Annotated in this window: 5 protein-coding genes; 4 read left to right on the top strand and 1 reads right to left on the bottom strand. The window is 57.3% G+C overall.

Translation table 11 applies throughout. From position 1 onward, the window contains the following. The first annotated feature begins 16 nt into the window (after positions 1-16). Genes ACMV5H_RS17975 through ACMV5H_RS17965 form a run of 3 tightly spaced genes read left to right on the top strand, consistent with a single transcriptional unit; the run spans position 17 to position 4,758 of the window. Complete coding sequence (locus tag ACMV5H_RS17975) at positions 17-1,414, top strand: TolC family outer membrane protein (RefSeq protein WP_414822244.1); 1,398 nt, start codon at positions 17-19, stop codon at positions 1,412-1,414. A gap of 25 nt (positions 1,415-1,439) precedes the next feature. Next, complete coding sequence (locus ACMV5H_RS17970) at positions 1,440-3,578, top strand: type I secretion system permease/ATPase (RefSeq protein WP_209528804.1); 2,139 nt, start codon at positions 1,440-1,442, stop codon at positions 3,576-3,578. A gap of 10 nt (positions 3,579-3,588) precedes the next feature. Continuing rightward, positions 3,589-4,758 (top strand): HlyD family type I secretion periplasmic adaptor subunit, encoded by a 1,170-nt coding sequence (locus ACMV5H_RS17965; protein WP_209524209.1) that lies wholly within the window; start codon positions 3,589-3,591, stop codon positions 4,756-4,758. 572 nt (positions 4,759-5,330) lie between these two features. Here the strand turns inward: ACMV5H_RS17965 and mltB are convergent. After that, a complete protein-coding gene (mltB, locus tag ACMV5H_RS17960) occupies positions 5,331-6,410 on the bottom strand; it encodes a lytic murein transglycosylase B (RefSeq protein WP_414822243.1) in 1,080 nt (359 codons plus the stop codon). Between the two features lie 267 nt (positions 6,411-6,677). Between mltB and ACMV5H_RS17955 the strand changes: the two genes are divergently transcribed. After that, on the top strand, positions 6,678-7,415 hold the full coding sequence (locus tag ACMV5H_RS17955) for a carbonic anhydrase (RefSeq protein WP_059199878.1): 738 nt from the start codon (positions 6,678-6,680) through the stop codon (positions 7,413-7,415). The last annotated feature ends 43 nt before the right edge of the window (positions 7,416-7,458 follow it).

Here is a 7,458-nt window from a genome sequence, read left to right as displayed (position 1 = left end):
AGATGTGGTAGCGATAATGAAAAGACACCTTTATGGCATGGATGGAACTCGGCTCACGCTACGGCGTGCGGCCACAATCGGACTGTTTTTGGGCGGACTAGGCGGGCTGACAGGTCAGACTCTCGCCGCACCGCAGGTCGAATTTAACTGGCAAGCAGCACCGACAGAACGTTCGGTCATGACGCTGACGTTACAGGATGCGATCCTGCGAGCCTTTGCTCGTAACCCGCAGATCGCCCAGGCTTCGGCGCAGATTAACGTGGGTAAGGCCGATCTGGCGCTGGCACAAAGCGCCTGGTTCCCGCAAATTGCCCTCAACAGCAATTTTGGCAAATCCAGCCAGACCGACTCCTCTGGCACCTTGAACAACAACGCCTCGGCAGGCGTGACCCTGAATCAGTTGCTGTATGACTTCGGCAAAACCAGCGGCAGCATTGAGGAACAAAATAACCTCTCCGACGCCTATCGCTACACGCTGTACCAAACCATGACCGAGGTGGGCCAACAAACGCTGCAGGCTTACCTACAGGTCAAGCGCTATCAGGACTTGGGTACAGCGGCGGAGCGCAACCTGGTGTCACTGAACCGGGTCAAGGAAATTGCCGAGCTGCGGGCCAATGCTGGCCTCAGTTCACAATCCGACGTGTTACAGGCGCAAACCCGCATCGCCGGGATGAACGCCACGCTGGAACAGTATCGCGCCCAACACCGTTCGGCCCTGGCGCAGCTTTCCGTACTGACCGGCGTCGTGCCGGATAAATTGCCCGACCTGCCGCAACAACTGTTGCAACAGAAAATCACCCTCAAGTCGCTACCCTATCAAAAAAGCAATGCGGTGCTCAGCGCGCAGGCCAAGCAGGAAGCCGCGACCCAGCGCATCCGCCAGGCCGAAGCGCAGCACTGGCCTACCATCTCGGTCCAGGCTGGCCGCACCCGCTATGAGAGTGATGGCAAAGACGCCCAATCCTATTGGAACGATCAGCTGCAGCTCGTAGTGCAGGCACCGATCTATCAGGGCGGCGCGGTCAATGCCAAGGTCGATGCCGCCGAGGGCGATCGCCAGGCGGCACAGGCTCAGGTCGAGGCCGCCAAGCTGGATATGAACCAGAAAGCCTCCACCGCCTATGCGGACCTGATCGGTGCCCAGCAGCGAGAGCTTGCCGGTGCACAGCAGTTGAGCAGCGCGGATTACACCCGAAGCGTCTACCAGGACGAGTACAAGCTCAGCAAGCGCAGCCTGAACGACCTGCTCAGCGTGGAACAAGACGTGCTACAGGCAGAAAGCTCACGCGTTATCGCCCTGTACGACGGCTGGGACGCGGCGGTGCGCTACGCCTCCGCGGTCGACAACTTATTGGATATGTTGGGTATCGAGCGCCAACGAGCCAGTGGCGACAGCTTACCGTCGCTGTAGTCTGAATGATTTGCCAGGAGCGCTTATGTCACAACCTGCTTCACTCGAAGCCTGGATCGCAGCCATGGCCCGAGCGGCCAACGGCTACGGTCTGGCTGTCGATATCAAATCCGTCCGCCAGCAAATGCGCTGGTATGAACAACTGCCAGCCCCGCGCCGCCTGGAACGCCTGGGCCACCTGATGGGGCTTAGCGTCAGCTTGCAGCCACGGGAGAAAGTCCGCTGGCGCAACGAGATCCTGCCCGCACTGATCGAGATCGACGACGGCGGCCTGATGGTGATCGAATCCCTCGATAGTGAGGGTAAGGCGCTGTATTGGCTCAACGACAGCGGCGACGTGCAACGAGAGGCCGAGCTGGTGGAGCTGCTGCTGAAAGGGCAAGGCACCATTGTGCTGCTGGGGGCGGCGAAGCGCGGGCAGGATGCGCGCATCGACGACTTCGTACAGCCCTATCGCAAACACTGGTTCTGGCAACATTTTCGCGGGGCAAAACGGCAAATCGGCGAGATCTCGCTGGCATCGATCATCAGCAACGTGCTGGCACTGGCCGGTATTCTGTTTTCGATGCAGGTCTATGACCGGGTTATTCCGGCCCAGTCTTACTCCACCTTATGGGTACTGTTCTTTGGGGTGCTGATCGCGGCAGCGCTGGAGTATGCCATCCGCCTGTCGCGCACCGTGATCTCCGATCTGATGGGCAAGAAAATCGACCTGAAGATCTCAGGCATGCTGTTTGCCCGCGCCTTGGCGATCAAAAACGAAGCGCGGCCAAAATCGACAGGCTCGTTTATCTCGCAGTTGAGGGAGATCGATCAGGTACGGGAATTGCTGACTTCCACCACCGTGGGCGCGGCGGCGGATATGCCCTTCGTGCTGCTGTTCCTCGCCATTATGGCGCTGGTTGGTGGCCCGCTGGTGTTTATCCCGATGCTGGCGATCCCGCTGATCGTCATTCCTGGCATCTTGCTGCAATGGCCGATGGCCAAGCTGGCGAAGGAAGGCATGCGGGAAAGCGCTCTGCGCAACGCGGTGCTGGTTGAGTCGATCGAAGGGGTTGAGGATATCAAGGCACTACAAGCCGAGCCCTACTTCCAGCGCCAATGGGAGCAGACCCACGCGGTCAGTGCCAACATCGGTATGCAGCAGCGGCTGTGGGGCGCGCGGCTCAGCGGTTGGGCCTCAACGGTGCAGCAGTTGACCTATGCCGGGATGCTGGTGTTTGGCAGCTATCTGGTGCTCGCCGGCGATATCACTACCGGTACCATGGTGGCCTGTAGCCTGCTTTCCTCACGCACCATCGCCCCCCTGATGCAGTTGACCATGGTGTTCTCACGCTGGCAGCACGCCAAAACCGCCATGACCGGCCTTGACGATCTGTTGAAGAAGCCGCTCGATAAACCGGAAGAGGGCAAGATGGCTCATTGCCCGGTGCTCAGCGGCCATTTCCAACTGCGCAATCTGCAATACAGCTACGACGTGGAGAAAGGGGAAAACTCGATCACCGTCAATAATCTGGAGATCAAACCCGGCGAACGGGTAGCGATCCTCGGCAAGGTCGGCGCGGGGAAATCGACGCTGCTGAAGCTGCTCTCCGGTCAAGCCAGCGCCACCCGGGGCAAGGTGATCATCGACGGGGTCGACATCAGCCATATCGATCCCAGCGATGTACGCCGCCAACTGGGCTTTCTCTCGCAGGAGTCGCGGCTGTTTTTCGGCAGCCTGCGCCAGAACCTGATGCTCGGCCACCCTCATGCTACCGAATCGGAAATGCTTCAGGCGCTGCGGATCTCGGGGGCACTGAGCCTGGTGCAACAAGATGCCGCCAGCCTGGATCGCATTATTCATGAAGGAGGCCGCGGCCTGTCCGGCGGCCAGCGCCAGATGGTGTTGTTGAGCCGTATGATCCTGCGTAACCCGCAAATCGTGCTGCTGGATGAACCCACCGCCTCCATGGATGAACAGTTGGAAGAGTACGTGATCCGCCAGATGCACGGCTGGCTCAGCGGCCGCACGCTGGTGCTGGTCACCCATCGGCCAGCGCTGTTGAAGCTGGTAGATCGCATTGTGGTGCTGGATAACGGCCGCGTGGTGGCCGATGGGCCAAAGGATCAGATCCTGCAGGCAGCCAATAAGCCGATCAATAAAGAACAGGGCGTAGCATGAGGAGCAAGCAATGAGCAATATCACCATGCAAGACGATCTGGCACGCCAGGGGCGGCGGCATTCCTCGGTACTTTGGTTGACGCTGTTGGGAATGATCCTGTTTGTGGTCTGGGCCTATTTTGCCCTGCTCGATGAGGTCACCGTCGGCACCGGCAAGGTTACGCCCTTAAGCCGGGCACAGCTGATTGAGAGCCTGGACGGTGGGATTATCGACCACCTGTATGTGCATGAAGGGGACATCGTCAACAAGGGCCAGAAACTGGCGCAGTTGGATGTGAAACGCTTCCAGTCCAACTATGGCGAGGCCTTTTCCCGCGTACGCACCCTGCGCGCCTCCGCCGAACGCCTGCGTTCCGAGCTGACCGGCGAGCCATTGCAGTTCAGCGCCGATACCTTGAAGGAGCCAAGTCTGGTGGCCCGTGAACGCCAGCTGTACGAGTCTCGCAAGCGTAATCGCGATGAGACCGTCAGCAACCTGCAACAGTCGATGCAGTTGGTCCAGCAGGAGTTACGCATGACCGAACCGCTAGTCGCCAAAGGGGCTGCCGGCCAGGTTGAAGTCATCCGTCTGCGGCGGCAGGTCAGCGAACTGCGCGGCAAGATTGACGAAGCAATTAACCAGTATGCCGTGCGGGCGCGTGAGGAGCAGGTAAAAAACAACGCCGATCTCGACGCCCAGTTAGAGCTGGTGAACGGTAAGGAAGATCAGTTGGAGCGTGCCACCATGGTTTCGCCGGTGCGTGGGATCGTCAAAGACATTCAGGTGACCACCGTGGGCGGCGTGTTGCAGCCGGGCGGTAAGCTAATGGAGATCGTGCCGTTGGAAGATCAGTTGCTGATCGAAACCCGTATCAATCCACGAGATATCGCCTATATCCGCCCTGGCCTGCCAGCCACCGTCAAGGTGACCGCCTATGATTCGTCGATCTACGGCAACCTGAATGGCGAGGTGGAGAAAGTTTCCCCGGATACCCTTCAGGACGAGGTCAAACGTGACCAGTATTACTACCGGGTTTACGTGCGCACCAAGCAGGCGGAGCTGATGAATAAGGCGGGTAAGAAGTTCCCGATCGTGCCGGGAATGGTGGCCAGCGTGGAGATCAAAACCGGGCAGAAAAGCGTGCTGGATTACCTGATCAAGCCGCTGAACAAGGTGAAAGAGTCGTTGCGGGAACGTTGATGCCCCCTCACCCCAACCCTCTCCCACAGGGAGAGGGAGCTGATAGCCCCTGCTCTGTTGGGAGAAGGAGGTCATTTCAGCAACCTCTGATTGTCACTTCAACCATTGGTGCTTATGTAGAATCACTACATTTTAAGTCCCACTCGATCGGTCCCCTCTCCCTGTGGGCTGAGGAATCCCCACTAATTTTTTCTTAGTGGTTTCAGAGAACTAGAGCGAGTGTTTTACGATCAATCTGTTCCATTTTGGTCGTAAATTGGCAGTGAGAGAATGACGAACCACTTCTTCTCGTCTGCTTGAGGCTATTTTTTAGTCCGCTTTTGGCTAAAAAACAGCCTATTTCTCATCTCGATTTTTCTGGGGATTCCTCAGCCCTGTGGGAGAGGGAGCTGATAGCCCCTGCTCTGTTGGGAGAAGGAGGTCATTTCAGCAACCTCTGATTGTCACTTCAACCATTGGTGCTTATGTAGAATCACTACATTTTAAGTCCCACTCGATCGGTCCCCTCTCCCTGTGGGAGAGGGTTAGGGTGAGGGGCAGATCTCCGAGCTAAAATCAATCACCCAAAAAACTCACTGCCCGCGCCGAGCCCTGCCCACCGCTTCACCCAACTGCCACACCGCCATCGAATAATGCACGCTGTGGTTATAGCGGGTGATGGCGTAGAAGTTCGGCAGGCCGTACCAGTATTGATAACGGTTGCCCATATCCAGGCGCAGCAGGCTGACCTGCTGATTACCTTCCAACGAGCCTTGCGGCGTCAACCCAGCCGCAGCCAGCGTAGCGACCGAATAATTGGTTTTAAAACCGGTCTCTAAACCAGGAGCCTGGCCATTAGCCGGCACCGCCACCGTTGCCCCACGCGTCCAGCCATGAGCTTTGAAGTAGTTGGCTACGCTGCCGATGGCATCCACCGGATCCCACAGGTTGATATGGCCGTCGCCGTTGAAGTCAACCGCATAGCTCTTGAACGACGAAGGCATAAACTGGCCATAGCCCATCGCACCGGCGTAGGAGCCGCGCAGGGAAAGCGGATCGTCACCTTCGGCACGCGCCATCAGCAAGAAGGTAGCCAACTCACCGCTAAAGTACTCGGCACGGCGTGGGTAGTTAAACGACAGCGTCGCCAACGCATCGATAATGCGCGTTTTGCCCATCACCCGGCCCCAACGGGTTTCCACCCCAATAATGCCCACGATAATTTCTGGCGGTACACCGTAAACCTGATAGGCGCGCTGGAGATCCGCCTCATATTTATTCCAGAACACCACCCCGTTCTGCACGTTATCCGGCGTCAGGAACTTGTTGCGATAGCGGATCCAGGCGCCGTTTGGCGACGTCGCTGGCTTGCCAGCGGGTGCCTGCTTATCCATCAGAGCCACCAACCAGTCCAGCTGTTTGGCCTGGGCCAGTACGTCATGCAACTGCTGGCGCTCAAAGCCGTGCTCCTGCACCATCTTGTCGATAAAGCGCGCCGTCGCCGGATTATTGGCAAAGTCGCCGCCCAACGGATGAATGGCATGCTCCGGTTCAAGCACAAAACCACTCTGCACCAGGCTATCTGGGGGGGCCAGTTGCTCGGTAGGTTTAGGCTCGCTGCTACAGGCAGCCAGCAAAGGGATCAGGGGTAAAAGCGTAACCAGATGACGCATCGGATATCCATATAGGCCAGGCAAAAATAGTTGTCGCTATGTTAAGCCATTGTCTGGCGCGAACAAACAGGAATCTGGTTCCCGGCGGCCTCATTTTGTTCACAAAATATCCAGCTGAAAAGCAAGGGCACATATACACTTACTAGTGCTTACCTTTATCAAGGCGATACCCGTTCAACGCCACTACGCCCGGTTGTTTCATTACCTCTGGGAACTGGCGCAATCAACGTGTTTTCTCTCCAAAACAGCACACGAGGAATAACGTATATGAGTAAGCTCCCCGATCAAGAACCGCCACGCCGTGCCCTGCTAAAACGTACCGCAGCCCTTTCAGTATTAGCTATGACCGGCATTGCCGGTTTCACCGCACCTTCAGTGGCCTTTGCCGCCGCGATGACCAAAGAACAGCGCGATAAAATGACGCCGGACGACATCATCGCCAGCTTTAAACAAGGCAATATGCGCTTTCGGGAAGGCAAAATGCAGCAGCATGACTATGTCGCCCAGAAGCAGGCCAGCGCTCAGGGGCAGTTCCCAGCAGCAGTCATTTTAAGCTGCATTGACTCACGCGCCCCGGCAGAAATTCTGTTTGACGTCGGCATTGGCGAAACCTTTAACGCACGCGTTGCTGGTAACATTCAGAATGACGACATTCTGGGCAGCATGGAGTTTGCCTGTGCTGCTGCCGGAGCAAAAGTGGTCCTGGTGATGGGGCACACCGCCTGTGGTGCGATAAGAGGCGCTATCGAGAATGTCGAGCTGGGTAACCTGACCGGATTACTCAACAAGATCAAACCGGCCATCGACAAAACCGAATTCAAAGGCGACCGCAGCGGTAGCAACTATGATTTTGTTGATGCCGTCGCCAAAACCAACGTCGAGCTGACCATCGCCGATATCCGCAAAAACAGCCCGGTGCTGAAAAAGCTGGAAGAGGAAGGAAAAATCAAGATTGTGGGCAGCATGTACCATCTGGACGGCGGCAAGGTTGAGTTTCTCGCTTAACCCTTAGGTAACCCCTCACAACAGCGGTGGGCATTGGCTCGCC

It is taken from the genome of Serratia sp. N21D137, assembly GCF_047530005.1.
Taxonomy (GTDB): domain Bacteria; phylum Pseudomonadota; class Gammaproteobacteria; order Enterobacterales; family Enterobacteriaceae; genus Chania; species Chania fonticola_B.
Note: the sequence above shows the minus strand (reverse complement) of the source record. Positions and strands in the feature narration are given on the sequence as shown.

What these genes read in the sequence shown, in the direction of transcription:
- ACMV5H_RS17970 (WP_209528804.1), top strand. Translation starts at nt 1,440, where the DNA reads ATGTCACAACCTGCTTCACTCGAAGCCTGGATCGCAGCCATGGCCCGA.
- mltB (WP_414822243.1), bottom strand. Translation starts at nt 6,410, where the DNA reads ATGCGTCATCTGGTTACGCTTTTACCCCTGATCCCTTTGCTGGCTGCC.
- ACMV5H_RS17975 (WP_414822244.1), top strand. Translation starts at nt 17, where the DNA reads ATGAAAAGACACCTTTATGGCATGGATGGAACTCGGCTCACGCTACGG.
- ACMV5H_RS17955 (WP_059199878.1), top strand. Translation starts at nt 6,678, where the DNA reads ATGAGTAAGCTCCCCGATCAAGAACCGCCACGCCGTGCCCTGCTAAAA.
- ACMV5H_RS17965 (WP_209524209.1), top strand. Translation starts at nt 3,589, where the DNA reads ATGAGCAATATCACCATGCAAGACGATCTGGCACGCCAGGGGCGGCGG.